The sequence below is a fragment of the Janthinobacterium longum genome (assembly GCF_051380735.1).
Lineage (GTDB): Bacteria > Pseudomonadota > Gammaproteobacteria > Burkholderiales > Burkholderiaceae_D > Janthinobacterium.
On the sequence record NZ_JBNYXQ010000002.1, the window covers coordinates 360,526 to 385,710 of the forward strand.

Below are 25,185 nucleotides of genomic sequence, written 5' to 3' on the forward strand. Positions count from 1 at the left end.
AAAAAGATTTTGCTTAGCTTCAAAAAGTCGGTATAATACCGGCCAACATGACAGCAAGCAGTCAGTTGCGTAGGGGAGTCGCCAAGTTGGTTAAGGCACTGGATTTTGATTCCAGCATGCGAAGGTTCGAATCCTTCTTCCCCTGCCACCCGTTTCACCGTAGTCTGTCGATGCGAAGTTGGCGTCCAGTGCGGGAAGCAAGCCGTTAAACGGCACATGCATAACACAGACTGACCGGGCGCATGCCCGGTTAGTTCTTTTCAAGACTTCTATATCACCTCCTGGGACTCCCATGGCTTACGAAAACCTGATGGTTTTTACCGGCAACGCGAATCCAGCGTTAGCAGAAGGGGTCGCAAAAAATCTCGGCATCCCTCTCGGTAAGGCAAACGTTTCGAAATTCTCCGACGGCGAAGTAATGGTCGAGATTAACGAAAACGTTCGCGGCAAGGATGTTTTTGTTTTGCAATCCACCTGCGCACCGACCAACGACAGCCTGATGGAAATCATCCTGATGGTCGACGCCCTGAAACGCGCATCTGCCGGCCGTATCACCGCAGCGATTCCGTATTTTGGTTATGCCCGCCAGGATCGCCGTCCACGCTCCGCGCGTGTGGCCATTTCGGCCAAGGTGGTTGCCAACATGCTGGAAAAAGCCGGTGTCGAGCGCGTCCTGATCATGGACTTGCACGCCGACCAGATCCAGGGCTTCTTTGATATCCCAGTCGACAATATCTACGCCTCGCCTATCCTGCTTGGTGACCTGCAAAAGAAAAACTACCAGGATCTGCTGGTGGTCTCGCCGGACGTCGGCGGTGTGGTACGTGCGCGCGCCCTGGCAAAACGCCTGGGCTGCGACCTGGCCATCATCGACAAGCGCCGTCCAAAAGCGAACGTCTCCGAAGTGATGAACATCATCGGTGAAGTCGAAGGCCGCAACTGCGTGATCATGGATGACATGGTCGACACCGCAGGCACCCTGACCAAGGCCGCCGAAGTGCTCAAGGAGCGCGGCGCCAAGAAAGTGGTGGCGTATTGCACCCATGCAGTGCTGTCCGGCCCGGCGATCGACCGTATTTCGGCCTCGTCGCTCGATGAACTGGTGGTCACCGACACGATCCCCCTGTCTGAAGCGGCCCTGGCCTGCGGCAAGATCCGTCAACTGACGTGCGCGCCGCTGTTGGCCGAGACGTTCAAGCGCATCATCAAGGGTGACTCGGTCATCTCGCTGTTCATCGACTGATACGGGCAGCAGCAACAGACGTAAAAAAGAACGTAACATCGGCGGCGCGGCCGGTTTTCAGAACCGGCCGCGCCGCTGTTTTAGTGGTTTTCGGGGTGCATCCGCACCCATTTTCGAAGATTCCTGGTCGCGGGAGTCTTCATCACACAAGACGTGAGTCTTGTTCTTATTGGAGTTTCACATGAAAGTTATCGCATTCAAACGCGAATTGCAAGGTTCCGGAGCGAGCCGCCGCCTGCGCATTTCCGGCCAAACCCCTGGTATCGTCTACGGCGGCACTGAAGCCCCGGTCCTGATCTCGCTGGACCACAACGCGCTGTACCACGCGCTGAAAAAAGAAGTGTTCCACTCGTCGATCCTGGAACTGGAAATCGACGGCGTTTCCCAGCAAGTGCTGCTGCGTGACTTCCAGGTCCACGCATACAAACAACTGGTCCTGCACGCTGACTTCCAGCGCGTTGATGCCAAGCAAGCTATCCACGTGAAAGTGGCGCTGCACTTTGAAAACGCCGACGTTTCGCCAGCAGTCAAGCTGAGCGGCGCTACCATCAGCCACGTTGCCAACGAAATCGAAGTATCGTGCCTGCCAGGCAAGCTGCCAGAATTCATCACCGTTGACCTGTCGAACATGGAAGTTGGCCACTCGCTGCACGTGAGCGACCTGGTCCTGCCAGAAGGCGTGACCGTCATTGGCCAGGGCGATGACCAGACCATCGCTACCGCTGCGATCCCGGCTGGCGCGATTGCCGAAGAAGCTGAAGAAGCTGCTGCCGCTGCTGCCGCTGCTGAAGCCGACAAGAAGTAATTGTGCCGCCGCCGCAAGGCGGTCGTTGCAAGGAAAAACCCGCCTGGCTCGCTCCGGCGGGTTTTTTTCTGCCTGTTTTCACCGATAATCGTTCTTTTTACTGCAGATATCGCCATGCCCATACGCCTGATCGTCGGCCTCGGCAACCCGGGACCCGAATACGAACAAACGCGCCACAATGCCGGCTTCTGGCTGGTCGACAACCTGGCCAACAGCCTGCCCGGCACGCGCTTGCAGCGCGATTCGCGCTATAACGCCATGCTGGCCAAGACCTCGATCAACGGCCAGGACGTGTGGCTGCTCGAACCGCTGACCTTCATGAACCGCTCGGGCCAGTCGGTCGGCGCGCTGGCGCGCTTTTTCAAGATTGCCGCTGACGAAGTGCTGGTGGTGCATGATGAACTCGACCTGATGCCCGGCATCGCGCGCCTGAAAAAAGGCGGCTCGGCCGGCGGCCACAATGGCTTGAAAGACATCACGGCTGCGCTCGGCACCCAGGATTACTGGCGCTTGCGCCTGGGCATCGGCCATCCGCGCAGCCTGAACCTGCAGCAGCAGGTGGCCGATTTCGTGCTGCACCGTCCGCGCCGCGAAGACCAGGAGCTGATCGAGCAGGCAATCGACAAGTCGCTGCTGGTGATGCCGCAGATCGTCGACGGCAAGTTCGAGGCCGCTACCATGAAGCTGCATACGGCCTGATGTTGTGTTGCCAGATGGTGGCTGGCGCGGCAAGCCGGTGCAGCAAAGCTGTTGCCGCGTGGCGGGCAGGGGTACAATGACGTCCTGAATGTCGTTGTCCAAACCATCGGAATCGTCGCACGACCACCATTTTTCCTAACAGCACCGCCAGCATGCCGATCGACGGCTGCTTTGATAACTGTGCTTTGATAATTAAAGGTTTTTCATGAGTCTCCAATGCGGTATCGTCGGCTTGCCGAACGTCGGCAAGTCCACCCTGTTCAATGCGCTGACGAAAGCCGGCATCCCGGCTGAAAACTATCCTTTCTGCACCATCGAGCCGAATGTCGGCGTGGTCGAAGTGCCGGATCCGCGCATGGATGCGCTGGCCGCCATCGTCAAGCCGGAACGCATGGTCAACGCCATCGTCGAGTTCGTCGACATTGCCGGCCTGGTGGCTGGCGCGTCGAAAGGCGAGGGCCTGGGCAACCAGTTCCTGTCGCACATCCGCGAAACCGACGCCATCGTCAACGTCGTGCGCTGCTTCGAAGATGACAACGTGATCCATGTGGCCGGCAAGATCAACCCGCTCGACGATATCGAAGTCATCCAGACCGAACTGGCGCTGGCCGACATGGGCACCGTGGAAAAAGCGATCCACCGCGAAAACAAGAAAGCCCGTTCGGGCGACAAGGACGCGGCCAAGCTGCTGGCCATCATGGAACGCATGATGCCGTACCTGAACGACGCCAAGCCGGTACGCGCGATGGGTCTCGATGCCGACGAAATGCTGCTGATCAAGCCGCTGTGCCTGATCACCGCCAAACCGGCCATGTTCGTCGCCAACGTGTCGGACAGCGGTTTCACCGACAACCCGCTGCTGGACCAGCTGACCGCCTACGCGAAATCGCAAAACGCCCCGATCGTCGCCATCTGCGCCTCGATGGAAGCGGAAATCGCCGACCTGGACGCCGCCGACAAGGGTGCTTTCCTGGCCGACATGGGCATGGAAGAGCCAGGCCTGGATCGCCTGATCCGCGCCGCCTACAAGCTGCTGGGCCTGCAAACCTACTTCACCGCCGGCGTCAAGGAAGTACGTGCCTGGACCATCCCGGTCGGTGCCACCGGCCCGCAAGCGGCAGGCGTGATCCACACCGACTTCGAACGCGGCTTTATCCGCGCGCAAACCATCGCCTATGACGACTTCATCACCTACAAAGGTGAAGCCGGCGCCAAGGAAGCGGGCAAGATGCGCGCCGAGGGCAAGGAATATGTGGTCAAGGATGGCGATGTGCTGAATTTCTTGTTCAACGTCTGATGACGACGGTGTCTGGCACCACCTGACACCAGCCTGGTTTTCCCCATGCCTGCCCGCGCCTTGCGCCGGCAGGCATTGTTATGTTTGTACGGTGTGACCTTTCGATGGGCAATGAGTTTATAGTCAATCAACCCACTTACACTGACAGGCCGCCCAGCGCGGCCGGGAGAACCATGATGATCCATACTGATACCGATATTGCCGGACTGTCGTCCGCCGAACACGCCACCGGCAACCTTCAAGCCAGAGTGACCCTGGTCGAATACGGCGACTTCGAATGCCCGCGCTGCGCACAAGCCGAGCCGCTGACGCGCCACCTGGTGGAAACCTATGGCGACCGCTTGCGCTTTGTGTTCCGCCATTTTCCCGATAGCGCCGCCCATCCGCATGCGGAGCTGGCGGCCGAAGCGTCCGAGGCGGCGGCCGCTCAAGGCAAGTTCTGGGCGATGCACGCGGCGCTGTATGGCCAGCCCCAGCATCTGAAGGAAGCGGCGCTGACCCGCTATGCCGAGGAAATCGAGCTCGACATGACGCGCTACCATGCCGACATGAATGACCATCTGTATCTGCAGCGCGTGCGCGAGCACCATGCGGCGGCCGTGCAGCTGGGGCTGCGTGGCACGCCGAGCTTTTTTCTCAATGATCAGCCGGTCGATGTGTCGTTCGGGTTTGACCACCTGGAGCAGGCGGTGCGCGCCGCTTTGGGCGAGCATTGAAAGAAGCTTGCATTGATGGCTGGAGATGGCTAGACTAATTAAACTTAGTCTAGCTTGGATGGAATATGTTAACAGTCAATATACATGAGGCCAAGACGCATTTGTCCAGGCTTATCGAACAGGCAGCCAATGGCGAGTCTTTCATTATCGCCAAAGCCGGCCGCCCCTTGGTCAAGGTGATGGCACTCGATGCGCCGGCGGCAGGACAGAAGAAGCGGCTCGGTTTTCTTGCCGGCCAGATCACCGTGCCCGATGATTTCGACACGATGGGAAGCGTGGAAATTGCCGCCCTGTTCGGCGGTGATGCGTGAAGTTGTTGCTCGACACGCATTTGCTTCTGTGGGCGGCCGGCGATCCAGGCCGCTTGAGTCCGGTTTCGCGGGCTCTGATCGAAGATGCGGGCAATGAGCTGTTTTTCAGTCCCGCCAGTCTGTGGGAAATCTCGATCAAACACGGCCTGGGCCGTGTCGACTTTCAGGCTGACCCCCGGGTATTGCGCCGCGCGCTGCTGGACAATGGCTATAGCGAGTTGCCCGTCACCAGTGAACACGCCGTTGCCATTGAGGGTTTGCCACCTATTCATAAAGACCCGTTCGATCGCATGCTGGTAGCCCAGGCAACGGTCGAAGGCATCACCTTGCTGACGGCTGATGCCTTGCTTGCGCAATATCCAGGACCTGTGCGCAGGGTGTGAAGCATCCGTATTATTTTGGTATCAGTGCGCTGGCGATGCCAGGCTGATGCACCAAGTGCTTTTCAGACGACCTCGCGGCTGGCGAGGTTTTTTTGTTTCTGGCGTATCTCGATCACGCTATAGTGCAGCCGTCACGCTGAGCGCCGTGTCGAGCGCTTCCATGAACTCGGGTACGTTGATCGGCTTGGTCAGGTAGCGCAGGAAGCCGGCGTCGAGGCCTTTGCGCACGTCGCGCGGCAGGGCGTTGGCCGACAGGGCGATGATGGGGATGTGCGCCGTCAGCGGATCGGCGCGCAACAGGCCCAGCACTTCGGTGCCGCTGAGGCCGGGCAGGTTGATGTCCATCAGAATCAGGTCGGGCTGGTGCTGGCGCGCCAGCGTGATGCCGAGCTGGCCCTCGATGGCGCTGAGCATGCCCAGGTCACTGCGGCGGGCGATCAGTTGCTCGACCAGGATCAGGTTGGCTGGGTTGTCCTCCACATACAGCACCTTGCGCCGCGGTGCATCGTGCGGCGTGTCAGCCGATGGTTCCCGGCCCATATTCCCGGTATGCTCACCGAGCTGCAGTTCGGGAGCCGATGAGGCCGCCAGTTCGATCCAGAACTGCGTACCGACTCCGACTTCACTTTCCACGCCCATCGTGCCGCCCATCAGTTCCACCAGTTGCTTCGTCACGACCAGGCCGATGCCGGTGCCTTCCTCGGTGCCGGCTTCCTGCCCCAGCCGGTTAAACGGCTGGAATAATTGTTGCAGTTGCTCGGCGCTCAGGCCCTTGCCCGTGTCGCGCACGCTCAGGCGCACCCGGTCGCCATGCTGTTGGCATTCCACCAGCACGCTGCCGCCAGTACGGTTGTATTTGATCGCGTTCGACAGCAGGTTGATGACCACCTGTTTGACCCGCGTCAGGTCGGCATGCACGTAGAACGGCTGGGCGAGTGTAGGGAAGGTCAGCGTGAGTTGGCGCTTTTGCGCCTGCGGCGTGATCATCGCGCGGCAGTCGCGCAAGACCTCGGTAAGCGCCATCGCTTCGCGCGACATGGCGACCCGGCCCGATTCGATCATCGACAGGTCGAGAATTTCATTGATCAGGCGCAGCAGATACCAGCCGCCATTGAGGATCTGGTCCAGCGAGCGTTGCTGTGAGGCGCTGGGCGGCGGCGTATCCGACGCCATCAGCTGGGCAAAGCCCAGCACCGCGTTGAGCGGCGTGCGCAATTCATGGCTCATGCTCGACAAAAATTCGGACTTGGCGAGGTTGGCCTTGTCCGCTTGCGCGCGTGCTTTTTCCAGCTCGACGCTATTGTCGCTCAGCACGCGATTGAGCAGTTCGCGCTCCTGTTCCGCATGCTTGCGCACGGTATTGTCGGTGCCGACCAGCAGATAGCCGATGATGGCGTCGTCCGCATCGCGCAGCGCCGTGACCGACACGATGGCCGGGAAGCGGCTGCCATCCTTGCGCACATACGTCAGCTCATAGTTGTCTTCGATACCGCGCGACGCCTTGTAGACCAGTGCCTCGAAACCGGCAGTGATCGGCGTATCGAATTCCAGCGAGAGGGCAGCGGCGCGGACAACGGCCTCGGCCGGGTCGGAAATGGCGGCCGGCGTAATCCGGTTGATCACATCGTCTGCCTGGTAGCCCAGCATGCGCTCGGCGCCGACGTTGAATAACTGGATCACGCCCTGTGCATCGGTGGCGATGCAGGAAAAATAAGTGCTGTTAAAAATGGCTTCTTGCAACACTCCCGCCTGCAGCAGCGCAGGCTGGGCTGCGTGTGCTGCGGTGCCGGCACGGTAAATCTGGTTCATGCTTACTGCCCTTGGTTCGCAACGGCCGTTTCTGGTCAGATAGACGGGTTGCACATTGTTGAGCGACAGGCGCTGTGGTCTGGTGAACACGCTGCTAACTGTGTTGCTGAATTACACGACAAGCTCCATTTTAGCAAAATTTCTTCCCGCATCCGTGCGCATCTTGCATGGCTGAGAACGCCAACTGGCCTCATTCTGCAGCTTTTTTACATGCAAAAGACGTTTCTTATGTGCGGTAGCAGACGGAGAAAGTGCGTGCTAAATGGCAATATTGGTTATGGGAATTTAAAACATTGCCAATACATTCAAATATAACCAAGGCAAGCATGTCCCAAATCAAAGTTTTACCGTTCGTCATGTTGGCGCTTACGCAAAGTATTGCCCTGGCGCAGCAGGTCCCCAGCGCTGGCAGCCAGATGCACCAAATTCCGCCATCGCCGGCGCCACAGCCGGTTCAGCCGCGCCTGCAGGTGGAGCAAGTCGCCGAGCCAGTGGCCGCCGTGCCTGCTTCCAGCGCCAGCATGCAGGTCAATCAACTGCGCGTCAGCGGCGCCAGCGCCTACCCGGAAGCAGTGCTGCTGGCCCTGACGGGGTTTCAGCCGGGTAGCAGCTTGAGCCTGGCGCAGCTCGATGCAATGGCCTCAATCATCGAACAGCAATACCGCCGCGACGGCTATGTGGTGGCCCAGGCCTATCTGCCAGCGCAGGACATCAAGGATGGCATCGTCACCATTGCGGTGCTGGAAGGGCGCTACGGTCAGATTGGCCTGAAGAACGGGACCAATATGTCCGATGGCCGCGTGGGCGCCTTGTTGTCTGGCCTCGACGCCGGTGACACGGTGATGCGCGAGCCGCTGGAAAACCGCCTGCTGCTGCTGTCCGATTTGCCTGGCGTGAACGTCAAGTCCACGCTGGCGCCGGGCGTGGTGCCTGGCACGACCGACCTGCTGGTCGATGTGCTGCCCGGCCAGCGCGTCACCGGCAGCATCGACGCCGATAATGCAGGCAGCCGCTATACGGGCGTCAACCGGATTGGCGCCACCGTCAACCTGAATCAGCCGTTCGGCCTCGGTGATGTGGCGAGCCTGCGCGTGCTGACCTCGGGCGATGGCTTGAAATATGCACGCGCCTCTTACCAGCTGCAAGTGGGCCGTGCCACGGTGGGGGCCGCGTACAGCCACCTCGACTACAAGCTGGGCAAGGAATTCGACAGCCTCGACGCGCGCGGCACGGCGAAGATCGCCGGCATCTATGGCAGCTATCCGCTGATACGCTCGCGCGACACCAATCTGTATGCGCAAATGTCGTATGACGACAAAACCTTCCAGGACAAGGTACAGGTGGCATCCATTGTCAACGATAAAAAAGTGCGCGTGGCAACAGTGGGACTGTACGGCGACCATCGCGACAGTTTTGGTGGCGGCGGCGTCAATGGCTACTCGGTGTTCGTGGCCAGCGGCGACCTCGATATCGAGACGGCCGATGTGCGCGTTTTTGACGCCCTGACGGCGCGCAGCAATGGCAGCTACCACAAGCTTGGCTTCAGCGCGACACGCCTGCAAAGCGTCAGCGACAGCGTGTCGGTGTATGCGGCGATCAATGGCCAGCTGGCATCGAAAAACCTCGACGTTTCCGAGCGCATGGAACTCGGTGGCGTCAATGGCGTGCGCGCCTATCCGGAAGGCGAAGCGTATGCCGACCAGGGGTATGTGCTGAATCTGGAAGCGCGTTGGCAACTGCCGCCGCTGCCGTCCAGCGTGCCTGGCCAGATACAACTGATCGGCTTTGTCGATACGGGCAAAGTCACGCTGAACAAGAATCAGTGGGCGGCCGGCGACAACAAGCGCACCCTGAGCGGCGCAGGCCTTGGCCTGAGCTGGGCCAGTAACAACGATTTCGTGGTGCGTGCCTATTACGCGCACAAGCTCGGCAATGCCGTGGCCACCTCGGCCCCGGACAAGGGTGGGCGCTTCTGGGTCCAGGCGGTCAAGTATTTCTAAGCCGACGACCATACCCGCATAGTTCGCATCAGCACGCCCATCACAGTACAGAGAGACACCATGAATCACATTTATCGTTCGATATGGAATGAAAAAACCGGCGCCTACGCCGCCGTTTCCGAAAACGCCAGCAGCGCCGGCAAACCATCCTCGTCCGTGCGCGGCGGCGCGTCCGGCAGCGCGTTTTTTGCATTGAAAGCACTGTCGGTGTCGCTGATGCTGGCGCTCGGCGCGAATGTGTACGCATTGCCGCCCACCGGCGTGGTGACGGCGGGCAGCGCCACCATCAACAATACCAAGCCGGGCAGCATGGTGATCAACCAGGCGACGCAGAACGTGGCGATCAACTGGCAAAGTTTTAATATCGCCGCCGGCGAAAGCGTGCAGTTCGTGCAGCCGAACAGCAACTCGGTGGCCCTCAACCGCGTCATCGGCGCCGATCCGTCCAGCATCCTGGGCAATCTGAGCGCCAACGGCAAGGTGTTCCTGATCAATCCGAACGGCATCCTGTTCGGCAAGGGCGCGTCTGTCAATGTGGGCGGCCTGGTCGGCTCGACCCTGGGCCTGAGCGACAGCGACTTCATGGCCGGGCGCTATCAGTTCAGCGGCGCGGGCAAGGCCGCCGTCGTGAACCAGGGCGCGATCAATGCCAATGGCGGCTATGTGGCGCTGGTGGGCGGCAAGGTCGATAACCAGGGCAGCATCGTGGCCAACCGCGGCATGGTGGCGCTGGCCGCCGGCAGCGCCGTCACGCTCGATGTGCTGGGCGGCCAGTTGCTCAACGTGACGGTCGATCGCGGCGCGCTCGGCGCGCTGGCGCAGAACGGTGGCCTGATCCAGGCTGACGGCGGCCAGGTGCTGCTGACCGCACAAGGCGCCAGTAGCGTGCTGGGCAGCGCCGTCAACAATACCGGCGTGATACGCGCCCGTACGCTGGACAATCAGAACGGCGTGATCCGCCTGCTCGGTGACACCGCAGGCGGCAGCGTCACGGTGGCCGGCACGCTTGATGCCTCGGGCCGCAGTGCAGGCGAGCGCGGTGGCAAGGTCACCGTGCTCGGCCAGCAGATTGCATTGACGGGCCAGGCAGCCATCGACGCATCCGGCGATGCCGGCGGCGGCACGGTGCTGGTTGGCGGCAATTACCAAGGCAAGGGCGTGGAAGCGCACGCTACGACGACTACCATCGAGCGCGGTGCGGTGATTCATGCCGATGCAGTTACGGCCGGCAACGGTGGCCAGATTGTTGCCTGGTCAGACGGCGCCACCACCTTCGACGGCACGCTGACGGCGCGCGGTGGCGCAGTGTCAGGCAACGGCGGCCTGATCGAAACCTCCGGCAAGACCGTGGTGCGCGGCGCCAATTCGTACGTCGACACGCTGGCGCCGCATGGCAAGACGGGCACCTGGCTGCTCGACCCGGTCAACTATACGATCGCGCTGGCCGGCGGCGATGAAACGCCGTCACAGGTGGCGCTGAGCCTGGCCAGCAGCAACCGCGTGATCACGGCCACCAACGACATCACGGTGGGCAGTGCGCTGACCTGGACGACGCCACAAACGCTGGAACTGAACGCCGGCCATGACGTGCTGGTCAATGCCGCAATTACCGCCAGCACCGCAGGTTCGGGCCTGCGCCTGATCGCCTTGAACGATGTGGTGCTGAACGCGGCCGCAGCCATCACGGCCAGCGGCAGCGGCTCGCTGGTGAGTGTGGATGCGGGACGCAATATCGTCATCGATGGTGCACTGACGACCGATGGCGGCGGCTCGACCGCCATGCGTGCGGGCAATAATATCAATGTCAATGGCGCCCTGAGCGCCAATGGCGGCGGCTCGTTGAGCATGATTGCCAATAACAGCATCACCATCAACAGCGCGGTCAGCGCCGATGGCGGCCAGGTCACCTTGCGCGCCGACAATGACGGCACCGGCCCCGGCGTGTCCGGCGGTACGGTGGTGTTTGCCGGTATCGGCGCGGTCACTGGCGCCAATACGGTCATCCTGTTCAATCCGAACGGTTATGCCAACACGGCGGCCGAGATCGCTGCCTATGGCACCAAGGTGGTTGGAGCACTCGATGCGCGTGCATGGGTGTTTGCCCGTGCCGACAATAAAATCTATGACGCCAGCAATGCCGCCAGCCTGGGCTTCATCAGCGATCCGCGCGCCGGTGGCGACGTCACCCTGGTACCCGGCCTTGCCACTTTCACCGACAAGAACGTCGGCGTGGGCAAGGCCGTCACCTACAGCGGCTACAACCTGGGCGGCGCCAACGTGGCGCGCTTCGCGCTGTTCGGCAACGGCAGCGGCAGCAGTTCGGCCAATATTACGGCGCTGGCCATTCTCGGCTCGATCAGCGCGGCCAACAAGGTCTATGACGGCAAGCAGAGTGCAGACATTACCAGCCGCAGCCTGAATGGCGTGCTGGCTGCCGATGCGGCGACCGTCAGCTACACCGGCGGCTCGGCCACCTTCGACAGCCAGAATGTCGGCAACAACCGGGCGGTGCTGGGCACGGGCCTGGGATTGACCGGGGCCGAGGCCGGCAACTACACGGTCAACGCGACCGCATCGACCAACGCCAGCATTACGCCGGCCGCGCTGATCATCACGGCTGCCAACGTCAGCAAAGTGTATGGCCAGACGCCGACCCTGTCCGAATTTAACTCGACCCCGCTGCAAAACGGCGAGAGCATCGGCAGCGTGACAGAAATCAGTGACGGCACGCGTGCCAACGCGCAGGTACCGGGACCGTACGCGATTATTCCAAGCAATGCGACCGGTGGCACGTTCACGGCGTCAAACTATGCGATTACCTATATCAATGGCGCGCTGACGGTCACCCCGGCGCCCTTGACCATTACGGCCAAGAACGTCACCAAAGCATATGGCGAGACGCCGGACTTGAGCGGCTTCACGTCGAGCGCGCTGCAGAACGGCGAGAGTATCGGCAGCGTGACCGGCAGCAGCCCCGGCGCCGCTGCGAACGCCGCGGCGCCCGGACCCTATGCAATTACATCCAGCAACGCAGCAGGTGGCAGCTTCACGCCGTCGAACTATGCGATTACCTATGTCAGTGGCGCGCTGATCGTTACCCCGGCGGTGGTGGTGCCGCCGGTGGTTGTCGCACCGCCAGTGGTCGTGCCGCCAGTTGTGATCGATCCGCCCGTCGTCGTGCCACCGGTAGTGGTGACGCCCCCTGTTGTCGTGCCGCCGGCAGTGGTCACGCCACCTGTCGTCGTGCCACCGGTAGTGGTGACGCCTCCTGTCGTCGTGCCGCCAGTGGTGGTGACACCCCCTGTCGTCGTGCCGCCGGTAGTGGTGACGCCTCCTGTCGTCGTGCCACCGGTAGTGGTCACGCCTCCTGTCGTCGTGCCACCGGTGGTGGTCACGCCTCCTGTCGTCGTGCCACCGGTGGTGGTGACGCCTCCTGTCGTCGTGCCGCCGGTAGTGGTGACGCCACCTGTGGTCGTGCCACCGGTGGTGGTAACGCCTCCTGTCGTCGTGCCGCCAGTAGTGGTGACGCCGCCTGTCGTCGTGCCGCCAGTGGTGGTGACGCCTCCTGTTGTCGTGCCGCCGGTAGTGGTCACGCCTCCTGTTGTCGTGCCGCCGGTAGTGGTGACGCCTCCTGTTGTCGTGCCGCCGGTAGTGGTGACGCCACCTGTCGTCGTGCCGCCGGTGGTAGTGACGCCGCCAGTCGTGGTGCCTGTGAACAGCTTCCAGCCAGCACCACCGCCGGTCGTGGGCTTGCTGGTGTTGCCGCCAGCCACACCACCTGGTGCGCCGTTCGCGTTTCCACCAGTCGCACCGCCGGTCGCACCACCAGTGCCGGCCGCAGAAGTACCTGCGCCACCGGTCGCACCGGTGGAAGCCGTGCCCCGGCCGTACGTGCCTGCCGCGCATCCGCGCAAGCAGGATCGTAACTGATGAGTGTCAAATGGTGGCTTGCCCTGTGCGCCCTGGCTGTTGCGCCATGGGCGCTGGCAGAGGGCGGACGGGCTGACTTCAAGCTTGAACCGGCATCTGCCGAGGCCAGCAGTCTGGCCGACTGGATCGTCGGCTCGGGCGACAATCATAGCCTGCCTTTCGTGATCGTCGACAAGCGCGGTGCGAAGGTGTTCGTGTTCGACGTCGATGGCAGCTTGCGCGGCGCGTCGGCCGCCTTGCTGGGACAGTCCTCGGGAGACGACTCGGCGCCCGGTATCGGCACGCGCAAGCTGGCCGACATCAAGCCTGAAGAGCGCACTACGCCAGCCGGGCGGTTTGTCGCTTCGCTGGGCCACAACCTGCATGGTGGCGAAATCCTGTGGGTCGATTACGACGCCGCCATTTCCCTGCACCCGGTGGTCACCAGCAATCCGCGCGAGCAGCGGCTGCAGCGACTGGCCAGTGCCACGATCAGCGATAATCGTATTTCGTATGGCTGTATCAATGTGCCGCTCAAGTTCTACCAGGCTGTCGTCAGTCCGGCCTTCCGGCAATCCGATGGCATCGTCTATATCCTTCCTGAAACACGGCCTGCCAGCGCGGTTTTCGCCGGCTACCGGTAGTCATTCCACCGGCAGACGATTATCTGCAGGCTATTCTTGCCCATCCCGGGCTGGCCGGTCTGAACGTTGCCATGTCCACATCAGCCCGATGCCGGCCGAGGTGCCGCTGTTCTGGCGCAGCAGCGGGCTGTCCCGGTTGGCGGCACTGGCGTAGTTGTCGTAGCGTAAAAAGGCAAACGTGCGCCAGTCGCGGTGCAGCAGATACGAGCCGGCCAGGCCCAGGCGCGTGAGCATCAGCCCGCTTTTTGCCGTGTAGGCAGGACGCCCGGCGGTAGCAAACTGCTGCTCGACGCCATAAAAATAGTCATTGATGCCACGATTGCCCAGCACGGCGGAGAGGGCCGTATCGACATGCCAGCGCCCCTGCGGGTCAAACAGAGTGTAGGCCAGGCGCGGCTCGAACGTGGCGCCCTGGCGATGCAGGCCGCCGCGCGCTTCGATCACGGCGCGCAGCGGCAGCTCCAGCCGCACACGGCTAGTTGGCGACGGTTCGGCCAGCTTGATTTTCAGGCGCGGGCCAAATTCCACCAGCGTGCCCAGGTCCGGCATGCCGCGCCGGGCCGGTACCTCATCTGATTTGGCCGGCAGCGACAGGGCAAAGCCGACGTCAAATTCAGTTTTATCGGTATTGACCAGCCGCGCGCCCACGCCCTCGCGATCGGCGCGCAGCACTTTTCCCCGATAAACAAGATAGGGCAGGGCCAGCGTGCGTGTCGAGCGCTCGCTTGAACCCGGATAGGCGGGCGTGACGGCGGTACCGCCGAAGACGCCCGCTTCCCACAGTGGCAGTGCCGGTTCTGCGGCCGTGGCGGGGATTGCAGCCAGCGCTGCAAGCAGGCCGGCATTTATTGGCAGGAAATACAGGGATGCCATCGATTGCTCCAGTCGCAGGAAATGCGACCACTGTACTGCATCGCCGCCGGTGCACAAAATCGTCCTGCGATAACAGACTGATGGCATATAATTTAACTGCCACTTTGTCACTTTTTCCCTATCACCAACAGGAGCACCATGTTTTCACGCAAATTCCAATCTTGTGCACAGCTGATGCTGGCCACCTTGATGATGAGTTTTGTCGCCGCCGCGCCCGCGCGTGCGCAGCAGGCAGCCGTCAAACTGCCGAATGTAGTGATCCTGGCCACCGGCGGCACCATTGCCGGCAGCGGCGCCGATAGCACCACCACCGTCGGCTACACCTCGGCCACCGTCGGCGTCGAACGCCTGATCGCGGCGGTGCCGGAACTGAAAAAAGTGGCCAACGTCAGAGGCGAGCAAGTGTTCCAGATCGCCAGCGAAAGCATGACCAATGGACACTGGCTGACCCTGGCCAAGCGCATCAATGTGCTGCTCGCTTCGCCAGACGTCGATGGCGTGGTGGTCACGCACGGCACCGACACCATCGAAGAAACCGCGTATTTCCTGAACCTGACCGTCAAAAGCAACAAGCCGGTAGTGGTGGTAGGTGCCATGCGCCCATCAACGGCGATCTCGGCCGATGGCCCGATCAACCTGTACAACGCGGTGATGCTGGCCGGCAGCCGCGAAGCCGTCGGCAAGGGCGTGCTGGTGGCCCTGAACGACCAGATCAATGCGGCGCGGGAAGTCACCAAGACCAACACCTCGACCACCGACACCTTCAAGTCGACCGAACTGGGCATGCTCGGCTATATCCAGGGCAGCAAGCCGTTCTTTTACCGCCAGTCGACGCGCAAGCACACACTGGAATCGGAATTTGACATCAGCAAGCTCGATTCCCTGCCACAAGTGGACATCGTGTATGGCTACGCGAATATGAACCGTATCGGCATGGATGCCTTTATCGCCGCTGGCGCCAAGGGCATCATCCACGCCGGCGTGGGCGATGGCAGCGTGGCCGCGCAAATGAAGCCGGCGCTGGTCGAAGCGCGCCAGAAGGGTGTGCTGATCGTGCGTTCGAGCCGCGTGGGACAGGGCATCGTGGCGCGCAACGGCGAAGCCAATGACGATGAACTCGACAGTGTCGTGTCGGACACCCTGAACCCGCAAAAAGCCCGCATCCTGCTGATGCTGGCGTTGACCAAGACCAACAGCACACAGGAAATCCAGCGTATTTTCTACACCTATTGATGGCCCGCCGGGCCGGCGCCACATTTGCCGCATCAGGCAGATTTACGCTGGCCCGCTTTGCTGCCATACTTCGCCCCTGAACAATCAATCGGCAGCGGCTGCGGCGCTGCCCGTGGCGCATGGCTATCCTGTCCGAGATTACCCTTTACCCGATCAAATCGTGCGCCGGCATCGCCCTGCGCGAGGCCGTGCTGACTGATTGTGGCCTGATGAGCGAACAGGTGTATGACCGCGAGTGGATGGTGGTCGATGCCGAGGGCCGTTTCCTGACCCAGCGCGACTATCCGCGCATGGCGCTGATCGTGCCCACCATCAAGGCCACTACCATGGAACTGCGCGCGCCGGGCATGTTGCGCCTGGAAATTGAACTGGGTCTGCCGCATCCGCAACTGGCGCCCATGCTGGAAGTCCAGTTGTGGGATGAGCAGGTACGCGCCTATGATTGCGACGCCGTGACGGCGGCCTGGTTTTCCAACGCCATCGGCGTGCCATGCCGGCTGGCGCGTTTCCACCCGGACGTGGTGCGCACCACCGGCACCAAATGGACCGCCGGGATTGCCGCGCCCACCCTGTTTTCCGATGGTTATCCGTTGCTGGTGGCGAGCAGGGCCTCGCTCGACGATGTGAACGAGAAGCTGCGCGCGGCCGGCCGCACGCCGTTGCCGATGAACCGCTTTCGGCCCAACCTGGTACTCGACGGCATCGGCGCTTTCGAGGAAGATTATGCCGACACGCTGCAGTTTGGCGCCACCACCCTGAAACCCGTCAAGCCCTGCCCGCGCTGTCCGATTCCCTCGGTCGATCAGGCCACGGGCGTGCCGGGACCGGACCCGCTCGATGTCATGCATTATCGTGCCAAACCCGGGCTCGACGGCGCAATCTGCTTCGGCATGAACGCCATCGTCACCAGTGGCGGCGACGAAGCCATCGTGGTGGGCCAGGAAGTCGGTTTCGAACTGGCGTTTTAAGCGTTGTGGCCGCACAGAAGGGTTTGAGGTTTATATATGATTCAACCGATATCGCCGGCATCAGACCAGCAGGGCAGCGATGCCAGCAGCCTGGCCGCATCGATCGCCCGCCTGGAAGCGGAAAACCAGGCCTTGCGCGTGCGCATGGGGTATTTGCACGAGCAACTCGAACGCAACCACGACATCATGGGCCGCCACCAGGCGTTTGACCTGGAAATCGTCGGCGCCGCCACCTTTCCCGAACTGATCGGTACCATCTTTCGTACCTTGCCGGTGGTCTCCGAACTCGACGGCGTTACCCTCAGCCTGGTTGACGAGGGCGACGATATCCTGGTGGTGATGGAAAAGTTGGGCGTCGATTTCAGCGACTTTCCGCAAATGTTGTTCGTGCAGCATCCTGAAGAGCTCGGTTTCATGCCGGCTGGCGAAGGCGCGCCACAGTTGCCGCTGCTGGGGCCATTCGATGCGACCGTGCACGGCGCCCGCTTTCCGGCCAGCGCGACCGCTGGCAAGCTGGTACTGCGCAGCGTGGCGCTGGTGCCCTTGCTGCGCAACAAGCGGCTGATCGGCAGCCTGAACCTGGCCAGCAGCGACAGCGCGCGCTTTACACCGGCGCTGGGCACTGACTTCGTCAAGCACATGGCGTCGATTATCGCGATCTGCCTGGAAAACGTGATCAGCAATGAAATGCTGAAATATATTGGCCTGACTGATGCGCTGACCGGCGTCTACAACCGCCGTTATATCGACCGGCGCATGCTGGAAGAAATCGCCCGTGCGCGGCGCCAGCAATATTGCATCGCCTGCATGTATATCGATATCGACCACTTCAAGAAGGTCAACGATACTCATGGCCACCAGGGTGGCGACGAAGTCCTGCGCGAAGTGGCGGCGCGCATCCGCCAGGAATTGCGCCGCTCCGACGCGCTGGGGCGCTTCGGCGGCGAGGAATTCGTCGTGCTGTTGATTGATGCCGACCTCGACAGTGCTACGTTTGTGGCCGAGCGCATCCGCGCCAGCATCGCCGGCACGCCGTTCGATTTGCCCGGTGCCGGGCAAGCGGGCGCCGTGCAGGCGTCGGTCAGCGTGTCGATCGGCGTGGCCAGCCTGCCGTCGCAATCGGAGCAGTTGGCCATCGAAGTGGTGGCGCAGCAACTGGTGGCGCACGCCGACCAGGCCCTGTACCAGGCCAAGGCGAATGGCCGCAACCTGGTGGTCAGCGCCTCGGCAAGCTGATTTACTTCAGCAGCAAGCTTTCCGCCCTGGCGACGGCATCGGCGCTGCCGCGCAGTACCACCACGTCGCCGCCGGCCAGCTGCGTTTCGGGCGTGACTGCAAGCCGGCTACGTCCGCGGCGGATGGTGGTAACCAGCGCGCCACAAGCGCTCATGTCGATGCTGCTCAAAGGAACACCAATGCAGTGCGCGCCATCGCCGACGGTTACCGAATGCAGGCGTTCGAGTTCGGCGTCGTCGCCGGCGTCGCTGGCGCCGTGGAAATAGCCGCGCAGCGAGGCATAGCGTTCTTCGCGCGCCGCCTGCACCCGGTGCACCACGCGGCGCAGCGGCACGCCCATCATGATCAGGGCGTGCGAGGCCAGCATTAAACTGCCTTCCATCAGTTCCGGCACCACTTCGGTGGCGCCCGCATCGCGCAGCAGGTCCAGGTCGCTGTCGTCGTAGCTGCGCACGATGACGGGCAGGGTGGGCGCCAGTTCAGTAACCAGATGCAGCAGCCGCAGGGCCGCCGGCGTGTTGGCATAGGTAATCACGATGGCGCTGGCCCGGTAAATCCCGGCTGCCACCAGGCTTTCGCGCCGACCGGCGTCGCCATACGACACATGGGCGCCGGCCAGCTGCGCTTCCTGCACCCGCTCCGGGTCCAGGTCCAGCGCATGGTATTCAATCTTTTCTTCCGTCAGCAGGGTGGCCAGGCTTTGCCCGCTGCGCCCGAAGCCGGCGATCAGCACGTGTTTCTGGGCCGCCATGGTACGGGTGGCAATTTTCGTCAGCGCCAGCGACTGCATCATCCAGTCATTGGCGGCCAGCTTGATGACGATCGCATCCGATTTTGCGATCAGCAGGGGCGCGATCAGCATCGACAGCACCATCGCCGCCAGTACCACCTGCACCACGAACGGGTCCATCAATTTGATGCCACCGGCCAGGTTGAGCAGCACGAAGCCGAATTCGCCGGCCTGGGCCAGTCCCAGCCCGGTGCGCAGGGCCACGCCGTTGCTGGCGCCGAACAGCCTGGCCAGGCCGGCGATCAGGGCAAATTTCAGCAGCACCGGCGCGCACAGCAGCAACAGCACCAGCCACCAGTTGTCGATCACCACGCGGATATTGAGCAGCATGCCGACCGTGATGAAAAACAGGCCCAGCAGCACATCGCGGAAAGGTTTGATATCCTCTTCGACCTGGTGCTTGAACTCGGTTTCGGAGATCAGCATGCCGGCCACGAAAGCGCCCAGGGCTAGCGACAGGCCCGCGCGTTCGGTGATCCAGGCCGCGCCCAGGGTAATTAACAGCAGGTTGAGCATGAATAGTTCCTGCGAACGGCGCTTGGCGACGATGGTGAGCCAGCCGCGCACCATTTTTTGTCCCAGGAACAACAGCAGGATCAGCACCACCACCGCCTTGGCGCCGGCCCAGGCCAGCGTTTCGGCCAGGTTGTCCGAGTCTTTCGTCAGCGCCGGGATCAGGATCAGCAGCGGCACCACGGCCAGGTCCTGGAACAGCAGGATGCCGATGATCTTGCGGCCGTGTTCGCTTTCGAGTTCGAGCCGTTCCGTCAGCATTTTCGACACGATGGCGGTCGACGACATGGCCAGCGCGCCGCCGAGCGCAAATGCGGCCTGCCAGCTGAGGTGCAAATAGGCCGACAGATAGCGCCCAACCAGCCAGCCAAAGACGACGGTGGCAACAATGGTGGTGACCACCTGCGCCATGCCGAGTCCGAAGACGATGCGCCGCATGGCAAGAAACTTGGGAAGGGAAAACTCGAGCCCGATCGAAAACATCAGGAAGACGACGCCGAATTCGGCCAGGGTATGGCTCGCTTCATTCTCGGCGGCCAGCCCCAGCGCATGAGGGCCGATGACGATGCCGACCGCCAGGTAGCCCAGCATGGGGGGCAAGTGCAACATTCTGAAAGCCACCACGCCAAGCACGGCGCTGCCGAGTAACATCAGGGTCAATTCTAGCGAGGAAAACATGGGTTGCCCGGGGTGGTCAGTGGAAATCGTAGTTTGTTGTGACTGGCAAGTTTTTTGCTTTCCTAATTCGTTTATACTTTGGGCATGAGTGTAACCCATGAAAAAACAATGCAGAAAGCTTTTGATCGAAGTGACATGAATGCCACAAGCGCGCGCGCCGTGGCGCTGGCCCGCACTACCTTGCAGATCGAAGCCGACGCCATCATTGCGCTGCATGCGCGCCTGGCGCACGACGACAGCGTCGGCCGCGCGGTGGCCATGCTGCTTGAATGCAAGGGCCGCGTGGTGGTGTCCGGCATCGGCAAGTCCGGCCATATCGCGCGCAAGATCGCTGCCACCCTGGCCTCGACCGGCACGCCGGCCATGTTCGTGCATCCGGCCGAAGCGGCGCATGGCGACCTGGGCATGGTCACCTCGGACGACGCCTTTATCGCCATCTCGTATTCGGGCGAATCGGCCGAACTGATGGCCATCATGCCGGTCGTCAAGCGTATGGGCGGCGTACTGATCGCCATGACTGGCAAGCCGCAATCGAGCCTGGCGCGACTGGCCGACGTGCACCTCGATATTTCGGTGGAAAAAGAAGCCTGTCCGCTGAACCTGGCGCCGACCGCCAGCACCACTGTCACGCTGGCGCTGGGCGATGCGCTGGCCGTGGCGCTGCTGGACTTGCGCGGTTTCAAGGAAGAAGATTTTGCCCGTTCGCATCCCGGTGGCGCCCTGGGCCGCCGCCTGCTGACGCACGTGCATGACGTGATGCGCAGCGGCGAGCGGGTGCCGAAAGTACCGGTGCACGCCTCGCTGCTGCAGGCACTGGAAGAAATGACGAAGAAGGGCATGGGCATGACGGCCATCGTCGATCCCGATAATCGTCCGGTGGGTGTGTTTACGGATGGCGACCTGCGCCGCATGTTCGAGCGCGTGCAGGATTTCACGCAAGTGGCGATCCGCGACGTGATGCATGCGCAGCCGCGCAGCATCGCACCCGACCGCCTGGCTGTCGACGCGGTGGCCGTGATGGAGCAGCACCGCATCAACCAGATGCTGGTGGTCGACGCTGACGGCAAGCTGGTCGGCGCCTTGCATATCCATGACCTGACCCAGGCAAAGGTCATCTGATGCCGGCGTGCTGCTCCTGCGCGGCAGGCCTATTTTTGAGAGTGAAACACTATGCGTAAGCCAGAAGGCGCCCATCGCTGGCGCTTGATTTTTACCGTGCTGGGCGCCGTCGCGGTGGCGCTGGGCAGCTTCTGGCTGCTTGAAGTGATGAACAAGAGCAGCCAGGATGTGAGTGCCAACAAGAAATTGGACGAGCCCGATTATTTCGTCACCAATTTCAGCCTGGTGCGCATGGACTTGCAGGGCAAGCCCAGCTATATCGTCTCTGGCGCCAAGCTCACGCATTACCCGGCCGATGACTCATCCGATATCGACCAGCCTTTCGTGCGCAAGATCAGCCCGGGCGTGCCGCCCATGAACATGACGGCCGAGCTGGCCCATATCGATCAGGGAAATTCACGTTTGCAATTGTCGCGCAATGTCGTGATCGACCGCGTGGCCGGTCCGAAAACGCAGAACATGACGCTGAAAACCGAGGCGCTGACGATTTTTCCTGATGAAGAGCGGATGGAGTCGGCGGTGCCGGTCGACCTGCTCTCGGGGCGTTCGCATGTGACCGGCGTGGGCCTGAAGGCCAACAATGCCACCAGCGTGGTGGAAGTACCGGGTTCGGTGCGCATCGTGATACCGCCGCGCAAAGCCGTGCCGGCCAAATAAATAAAGAGGACCAAATCAAAATGAAAAAAATCTTGCTGTTGAGCTTGTTTTCCCTGGCGGTAATGGGCAGTGCCCATGCCGAAAAGGCCGACTCGGAAAAAGAAGCCGTCATCACCGCCCGCAGCGGCCAGGTCGATGACATCAAGCAGACCCGCACCCTGACCGGCGACGTGGTACTGGTGAAGGGCACCCTGACCATGAAGGCGGGGCGTGCCCTGATCACCGAAGATCCGCAGGGCTACCAGTTCATCACCTTCTGGGGCGAAGCGGGCAAGCTGGCTACCTTCCGCCAGAAGCGCGACGGTGAAGGTGACCTGTGGGTGGAAGGCGAAGCGGAACGGGTGGAATACAACAACAAGACGGAAGTCGTGAAATTGTTTTCCAGGGCCAAGCTCACGCGCCTGCAAGGCACCAAACCGACCGATGTGGCCAATGGCGCCTTCATTTCGTATGACAGCCGCAATGAGTTGTTCAATATGGAAAACAGCGACAGCGGCACCAGCACACCTGGCGCCGGCAGCGTGCGCATGGTGATACAGCCGAAGAACAAGCCGGCGGCAGACCAAGCACCGGCCGCGCCCACGCCAGGGAAGAAATAATGGACAAGAATGAACGTTGCGGCAGCACCCTGATCGTGCGGGGACTGCAGAAAACCTATGGCAAGCGGCAGGTGGTGCATGATGTATCGCTGCAAGTCGAGTGCGGCGAAGTGGTGGGCCTGCTGGGCCCGAACGGCGCCGGCAAGACCACCTCGTTCTACATGATCGTGGGCCTGGTGCCGTCCGATGGCGGCACCATCGATATCAGCGGTGTCGATATCTCCAGCCTGCCGATCCACCGCCGCGCACAGATGGGCCTGTCCTACCTGCCGCAGGAAGCATCGGTGTTTCGCAAGCTGACGGTGGAAGACAATATCCGCGCCGTGCTGGAAATCCAGACGGTCGACGGCCGCCCGCTTAAAAAGCCCGAAATCGAGGAACGCCTCGACAAATTGCTGGCCGACCTGCAAATTGAAAAGCTGCGCGAAAACCAGGCCTTGTCGCTGTCGGGCGGCGAGCGCCGCCGCGTGGAAATCGCCCGCGCGCTGGCTACCGACCCGCGTTTCGTGCTGCTCGACGAGCCGTTCGCCGGCGTCGATCCGATTGCCGTGATCGAGATCCAGCGCATTGTGCGGTTTTTGAAGGAACGCAATATCGGCGTGCTGATCACCGACCATAATGTGCGCGAAACGCTGGGCATCTGCGACCGCGCCTATATCATCAATCAGGGTTCGGTACTGGCGTCGGGGCGGCCCGACGACATCATCGCCAACGAGTCGGTACGCCGCGTGTATCTGGGCGAACACTTCCGCATGTAAGCCAATGAAACAATCACTGCAGCTGCGCACCTCGCAGCACCTGGCACTGACGCCGCAATTACAGCAATCGATACGTCTGCTGCAACTGTCCACGCTGGAATTGCACCAGGAGCTGGAGCAGTTGCTGACCGATAATCCCTTGCTGGAACGGCTGGACGATCCGCTCGACCGCTCGCTGCGCCTGTTGTCCGACGGTGCCCTGAGTTCGACGGCGGCGCCCGCTGAAGCGCCGCCTGCGCCACCGGGCCAGGAAGCGCCTGCACCGGCGGCAGAAGCGGAAACGTTCGATGGCGATGGCGGCGAGAGCACGGCCGCGCCAGAGGGCGGCGACAGCGACTGGAACGAGGCCAGCCGCGGCAAGGCGCCCGATGACGAGGATTCTCGTCCGCAACTGGAGGCCCATCACTGCACCTTGCGCGAGCACCTGATGGAGCAGATGCGCGTGACGGTACTGGAACTGCGCGACCGTGCACTGGTGGAATTGATCATTGATGCGCTTGACGACAACGGCTACCTGGAAGAGCCGCTCGACGATATCCTGGCGCGCCTGCCGGAAGAGCTGGAAGTCGATGCCGACGAACTGCGCACGGCGCTGGCGCTGCTGCAAAGTTTCGATCCGCCCGGCGTCGGCGCGCGCAACGCGTCCGAATGCCTGGCGCTGCAGATCAAACGCTTGCCGCAGGTGGCGCTGGTGACGCGCCGCATGGCCCTGACCATCGTTGAAAAACACCTGGCCTGGTTTGCCCAGCGCGACTTCAACAAGCTCAAGAAAGCCCTCGACTGCGATGACGAAGACCTGCGCGAGGCGCAGACCGTGATTCGCTTGTGCAACCCGCACCCGGGCGCCGTGTTCGCTTCGGATGTGTCCGACTACGTGGTACCCGATGTGGTGGTCAAGCGCGCCCGCAACGGCTGGCAGGTTTCGCTGAACAATGACGTGATGCCGCGCCTGCGCGTGAACGCCATGTATGCCAATCTGCTCAAGCAGGGCAAGGGCGAAGGCGGCATGGGCGCACAGCTGCAGGAAGCCAAATGGCTGATCAAGAACATGCGCCAGCGTTTCGACACCATCCTGCGCGTGGCGCAGGCGATAGTGGAACGGCAAAAGGATTTTTTCTCGCACGGCGCAGTTGCCATGCGGCCACTTGTGCTTCGCGAAATAGCTGATACACTGGGTTTACACGAGAGTACTATCTCGCGCGTAACAACCCAAAAGTACATGCTGACCCCGCATGGAATGTTTGAGTTGAAGTATTTCTTTGGCAGCCACGTCGCCACCGAAGCAGGAGGGGAGGCGTCATCGACGGCGATACGGGCCTTGATCGTGCAATTGACAGGAGCAGAGAACCCTAAAAATCCTTTATCCGACAGTAAGATTGCGGACATGCTGGGGGAACAAGGCATGGTAATTGCGCGACGTACTGTTGCCAAATACCGGGAAGCGTTGAAAATTCCGCCAGTGAGTCTGCGTAAGTCTTTGTAGTTTTTTCGGTTCCTCTGCGGGCCGGATCGATGGACACCGCACGAACCCGATCATCTTTAGGAGTGTGTATGAATCTCACCATCAGCGGACATCATCTCGAAGTGACACCAGCCATCCGTGAATACGTACAAACCAAACTGGAGCGCGTGAAACGCCATTTCGATCACGTTATCGATATTGCCGTGATTCTGACCGTCGACAACCTCAAAGAGAAAGAAAAACGCCAGAAGGCCGAAGTGAATCTGCGACTGAGCGGCAAGACCGTCTACGTGGAAAGCCTGGCGCATGACCTGTATGCCGCAATTGACAGCCTGATCGACAAGCTCGACCGGCAAGTGATGAAGTACAAAACCAAAGTGCAAGAGCACGGTAAAGAGGCGATCAAGCATCTGCCAGACAACACTGCTGAAGAAGCCGCCGCCGTCTAGGCCTGCCGCTCCAGATTGTTGTGATCAACTAAGG

The 25,185-nt window shown here is 61.6% G+C and carries 22 protein-coding genes and 1 tRNA gene; 20 read left to right on the top strand and 3 right to left on the bottom strand.

Annotated elements, in window-relative coordinates; all coding sequences use genetic code 11:
* The first annotated feature begins 71 nt into the window (after positions 1 to 71).
* The 8 genes from ACQ4WM_RS09890 to ACQ4WM_RS09925 all read left to right on the top strand — a co-directional run bounded on the left by ACQ4WM_RS09890 (position 72) and on the right by ACQ4WM_RS09925 (position 5,454).
* A tRNA-Gln gene (locus tag ACQ4WM_RS09890) sits at positions 72 to 148 on the top strand.
* A 144-nt stretch (positions 149 to 292) separates the two neighbouring features.
* Positions 293 to 1,243, top strand: coding sequence for a ribose-phosphate pyrophosphokinase (locus ACQ4WM_RS09895; RefSeq protein WP_065310113.1), 951 nt, complete (start codon positions 293 to 295; stop codon positions 1,241 to 1,243).
* 181 nt (positions 1,244 to 1,424) lie between these two features.
* Positions 1,425 to 2,048, top strand: coding sequence for a 50S ribosomal protein L25/general stress protein Ctc (locus ACQ4WM_RS09900; RefSeq protein ID WP_436546498.1), 624 nt, complete (start codon positions 1,425 to 1,427; stop codon positions 2,046 to 2,048).
* 114 nt (positions 2,049 to 2,162) lie between these two features.
* Positions 2,163 to 2,747, top strand: a complete 585-nt coding sequence (gene pth, locus ACQ4WM_RS09905; protein ID WP_065310111.1) for an aminoacyl-tRNA hydrolase — start codon at positions 2,163 to 2,165, stop codon at positions 2,745 to 2,747.
* A 205-nt stretch (positions 2,748 to 2,952) separates the two neighbouring features.
* Positions 2,953 to 4,044, top strand: coding sequence for a redox-regulated ATPase YchF (gene ychF, locus ACQ4WM_RS09910; RefSeq protein ID WP_308923584.1), 1,092 nt, complete (start codon positions 2,953 to 2,955; stop codon positions 4,042 to 4,044).
* A 173-nt stretch (positions 4,045 to 4,217) separates the two neighbouring features.
* Positions 4,218 to 4,760: a DsbA family protein gene (locus tag ACQ4WM_RS09915; protein WP_436546499.1), complete on the top strand. Its 543-nt coding sequence runs from the start codon at positions 4,218 to 4,220 to the stop codon at positions 4,758 to 4,760.
* Positions 4,761 to 4,825: 65 nt separating this feature from the next.
* Positions 4,826 to 5,071 (top strand): type II toxin-antitoxin system Phd/YefM family antitoxin, encoded by a 246-nt coding sequence (locus ACQ4WM_RS09920; protein WP_436546500.1) that lies wholly within the window; start codon positions 4,826 to 4,828, stop codon positions 5,069 to 5,071.
* Positions 5,068 to 5,454, top strand: coding sequence for a type II toxin-antitoxin system VapC family toxin (locus tag ACQ4WM_RS09925; protein WP_436546501.1), 387 nt, complete (start codon positions 5,068 to 5,070; stop codon positions 5,452 to 5,454). Before ACQ4WM_RS09920 ends, ACQ4WM_RS09925 begins: the two co-directional genes overlap by 4 nt.
* Positions 5,455 to 5,571: 117 nt before the next feature.
* On the opposite strand, the gene ACQ4WM_RS09930 is transcribed toward ACQ4WM_RS09925, so the two are convergent.
* Positions 5,572 to 7,263: a PAS domain-containing hybrid sensor histidine kinase/response regulator gene (locus tag ACQ4WM_RS09930; RefSeq protein ID WP_436546502.1), complete on the bottom strand. Its 1,692-nt coding sequence runs from the start codon at positions 7,261 to 7,263 to the stop codon at positions 5,572 to 5,574.
* A gap of 416 nt (positions 7,264 to 7,679) precedes the next feature.
* Here ACQ4WM_RS09930 and ACQ4WM_RS09935 point away from each other — a divergent pair, with 416 nt between their 5' ends.
* The 3 genes from ACQ4WM_RS09935 to ACQ4WM_RS09945 are packed head-to-tail and all read left to right on the top strand — an operon-like array spanning position 7,680 to position 13,816.
* On the top strand, positions 7,680 to 9,263 hold the full coding sequence (locus tag ACQ4WM_RS09935; protein ID WP_436546503.1) for a ShlB/FhaC/HecB family hemolysin secretion/activation protein: 1,584 nt from the start codon (positions 7,680 to 7,682) through the stop codon (positions 9,261 to 9,263).
* A 60-nt stretch (positions 9,264 to 9,323) separates the two neighbouring features.
* Positions 9,324 to 13,193: a two-partner secretion domain-containing protein gene (locus tag ACQ4WM_RS09940; protein WP_436546504.1), complete on the top strand. Its 3,870-nt coding sequence runs from the start codon at positions 9,324 to 9,326 to the stop codon at positions 13,191 to 13,193.
* A complete protein-coding gene (locus tag ACQ4WM_RS09945; protein ID WP_436546505.1) occupies positions 13,193 to 13,816 on the top strand; it encodes a hypothetical protein in 624 nt (207 codons plus the stop codon). Before ACQ4WM_RS09940 ends, ACQ4WM_RS09945 begins: the two co-directional genes overlap by 1 nt.
* Positions 13,817 to 13,846: 30 nt before the next feature.
* Here the strand turns inward: ACQ4WM_RS09945 and ACQ4WM_RS09950 are convergent, their stop codons facing one another.
* Positions 13,847 to 14,689 (bottom strand): MipA/OmpV family protein, encoded by an 843-nt coding sequence (locus ACQ4WM_RS09950; protein WP_436546506.1) that lies wholly within the window; start codon positions 14,687 to 14,689, stop codon positions 13,847 to 13,849.
* A gap of 138 nt (positions 14,690 to 14,827) precedes the next feature.
* Here ACQ4WM_RS09950 and ACQ4WM_RS09955 point away from each other — a divergent pair, with 138 nt between their 5' ends.
* From ACQ4WM_RS09955 to ACQ4WM_RS09965, 3 genes are all read left to right on the top strand, one after another.
* On the top strand, positions 14,828 to 15,922 hold the full coding sequence (locus tag ACQ4WM_RS09955) for a type II asparaginase (RefSeq protein WP_436546507.1): 1,095 nt from the start codon (positions 14,828 to 14,830) through the stop codon (positions 15,920 to 15,922).
* A gap of 119 nt (positions 15,923 to 16,041) precedes the next feature.
* Positions 16,042 to 16,890, top strand: coding sequence for an MOSC domain-containing protein (locus ACQ4WM_RS09960; RefSeq protein ID WP_436546508.1), 849 nt, complete (start codon positions 16,042 to 16,044; stop codon positions 16,888 to 16,890).
* A 36-nt stretch (positions 16,891 to 16,926) separates the two neighbouring features.
* On the top strand, positions 16,927 to 18,126 hold the full coding sequence (locus tag ACQ4WM_RS09965; protein ID WP_436546509.1) for a GGDEF domain-containing protein: 1,200 nt from the start codon (positions 16,927 to 16,929) through the stop codon (positions 18,124 to 18,126).
* Between the two features lies 1 nt (position 18,127).
* On the opposite strand, the gene ACQ4WM_RS09970 is transcribed toward ACQ4WM_RS09965, so the two are convergent.
* Positions 18,128 to 20,107: a cation:proton antiporter domain-containing protein gene (locus ACQ4WM_RS09970; protein WP_436546510.1), complete on the bottom strand. Its 1,980-nt coding sequence runs from the start codon at positions 20,105 to 20,107 to the stop codon at positions 18,128 to 18,130.
* A 108-nt stretch (positions 20,108 to 20,215) separates the two neighbouring features.
* Here ACQ4WM_RS09970 and ACQ4WM_RS09975 point away from each other — a divergent pair, with 108 nt between their 5' ends.
* The 6 genes from ACQ4WM_RS09975 (at position 20,216) to hpf (ending at position 25,151) form a co-directional block, all read left to right on the top strand.
* The gene (locus tag ACQ4WM_RS09975) at positions 20,216 to 21,226 is read left to right on the top strand and encodes a KpsF/GutQ family sugar-phosphate isomerase (RefSeq protein ID WP_436546511.1); all 1,011 of its coding nucleotides are present in this window, start codon (positions 20,216 to 20,218) and stop codon (positions 21,224 to 21,226) included.
* A gap of 51 nt (positions 21,227 to 21,277) precedes the next feature.
* Entirely contained in the window at positions 21,278 to 21,883 is a 606-nt protein-coding gene (lptC, locus tag ACQ4WM_RS09980) for an LPS export ABC transporter periplasmic protein LptC (protein WP_436546512.1), read from the top strand.
* 20 nt (positions 21,884 to 21,903) lie between these two features.
* A complete protein-coding gene (gene lptA / locus ACQ4WM_RS09985) occupies positions 21,904 to 22,482 on the top strand; it encodes a lipopolysaccharide transport periplasmic protein LptA (protein WP_436546513.1) in 579 nt (192 codons plus the stop codon).
* Positions 22,482 to 23,240: an LPS export ABC transporter ATP-binding protein gene (gene lptB, locus ACQ4WM_RS09990; RefSeq protein ID WP_436546514.1), complete on the top strand. Its 759-nt coding sequence runs from the start codon at positions 22,482 to 22,484 to the stop codon at positions 23,238 to 23,240. Before lptA ends, lptB begins: the two co-directional genes overlap by 1 nt.
* Positions 23,241 to 23,244: 4 nt before the next feature.
* Entirely contained in the window at positions 23,245 to 24,723 is a 1,479-nt protein-coding gene (locus ACQ4WM_RS09995) for an RNA polymerase factor sigma-54 (protein ID WP_436546515.1), read from the top strand.
* A 68-nt stretch (positions 24,724 to 24,791) separates the two neighbouring features.
* On the top strand, positions 24,792 to 25,151 hold the full coding sequence (gene hpf, locus ACQ4WM_RS10000; RefSeq protein ID WP_436546516.1) for a ribosome hibernation-promoting factor, HPF/YfiA family: 360 nt from the start codon (positions 24,792 to 24,794) through the stop codon (positions 25,149 to 25,151).
* The last annotated feature ends 34 nt before the right edge of the window (positions 25,152 to 25,185 follow it).

Excerpts from the sequence above, each read along its gene's own strand:
- hpf (WP_436546516.1), top strand. The coding sequence starts at position 24,792 with ATGAATCTCACCATCAGCGGACATCATCTCGAAGTGACACCAGCCATC.
- ACQ4WM_RS09975 (WP_436546511.1), top strand. The coding sequence starts at position 20,216 with ATGCAGAAAGCTTTTGATCGAAGTGACATGAATGCCACAAGCGCGCGC.
- ACQ4WM_RS09950 (WP_436546506.1), bottom strand. The coding sequence starts at position 14,689 with ATGGCATCCCTGTATTTCCTGCCAATAAATGCCGGCCTGCTTGCAGCG.
- ACQ4WM_RS09970 (WP_436546510.1), bottom strand. The coding sequence starts at position 20,107 with ATGTTTTCCTCGCTAGAATTGACCCTGATGTTACTCGGCAGCGCCGTG.
- ACQ4WM_RS09935 (WP_436546503.1), top strand. The coding sequence starts at position 7,680 with ATGCACCAAATTCCGCCATCGCCGGCGCCACAGCCGGTTCAGCCGCGC.
- ychF (WP_308923584.1), top strand. The coding sequence starts at position 2,953 with ATGAGTCTCCAATGCGGTATCGTCGGCTTGCCGAACGTCGGCAAGTCC.
- ACQ4WM_RS09900 (WP_436546498.1), top strand. The coding sequence starts at position 1,425 with ATGAAAGTTATCGCATTCAAACGCGAATTGCAAGGTTCCGGAGCGAGC.
- ACQ4WM_RS09995 (WP_436546515.1), top strand. The coding sequence starts at position 23,245 with ATGAAACAATCACTGCAGCTGCGCACCTCGCAGCACCTGGCACTGACG.
- ACQ4WM_RS09940 (WP_436546504.1), top strand. The coding sequence starts at position 9,324 with ATGAATCACATTTATCGTTCGATATGGAATGAAAAAACCGGCGCCTAC.
- ACQ4WM_RS09895 (WP_065310113.1), top strand. The coding sequence starts at position 293 with ATGGCTTACGAAAACCTGATGGTTTTTACCGGCAACGCGAATCCAGCG.
- ACQ4WM_RS09930 (WP_436546502.1), bottom strand. The coding sequence starts at position 7,263 with ATGAACCAGATTTACCGTGCCGGCACCGCAGCACACGCAGCCCAGCCT.
- ACQ4WM_RS09945 (WP_436546505.1), top strand. The coding sequence starts at position 13,193 with ATGAGTGTCAAATGGTGGCTTGCCCTGTGCGCCCTGGCTGTTGCGCCA.
- pth (WP_065310111.1), top strand. The coding sequence starts at position 2,163 with ATGCCCATACGCCTGATCGTCGGCCTCGGCAACCCGGGACCCGAATAC.
- ACQ4WM_RS09920 (WP_436546500.1), top strand. The coding sequence starts at position 4,826 with ATGTTAACAGTCAATATACATGAGGCCAAGACGCATTTGTCCAGGCTT.
- lptC (WP_436546512.1), top strand. The coding sequence starts at position 21,278 with ATGCGTAAGCCAGAAGGCGCCCATCGCTGGCGCTTGATTTTTACCGTG.
- lptB (WP_436546514.1), top strand. The coding sequence starts at position 22,482 with ATGGACAAGAATGAACGTTGCGGCAGCACCCTGATCGTGCGGGGACTG.
- ACQ4WM_RS09960 (WP_436546508.1), top strand. The coding sequence starts at position 16,042 with ATGGCTATCCTGTCCGAGATTACCCTTTACCCGATCAAATCGTGCGCC.
- ACQ4WM_RS09915 (WP_436546499.1), top strand. The coding sequence starts at position 4,218 with ATGATGATCCATACTGATACCGATATTGCCGGACTGTCGTCCGCCGAA.
- ACQ4WM_RS09955 (WP_436546507.1), top strand. The coding sequence starts at position 14,828 with ATGTTTTCACGCAAATTCCAATCTTGTGCACAGCTGATGCTGGCCACC.
- ACQ4WM_RS09965 (WP_436546509.1), top strand. The coding sequence starts at position 16,927 with ATGATTCAACCGATATCGCCGGCATCAGACCAGCAGGGCAGCGATGCC.
- lptA (WP_436546513.1), top strand. The coding sequence starts at position 21,904 with ATGAAAAAAATCTTGCTGTTGAGCTTGTTTTCCCTGGCGGTAATGGGC.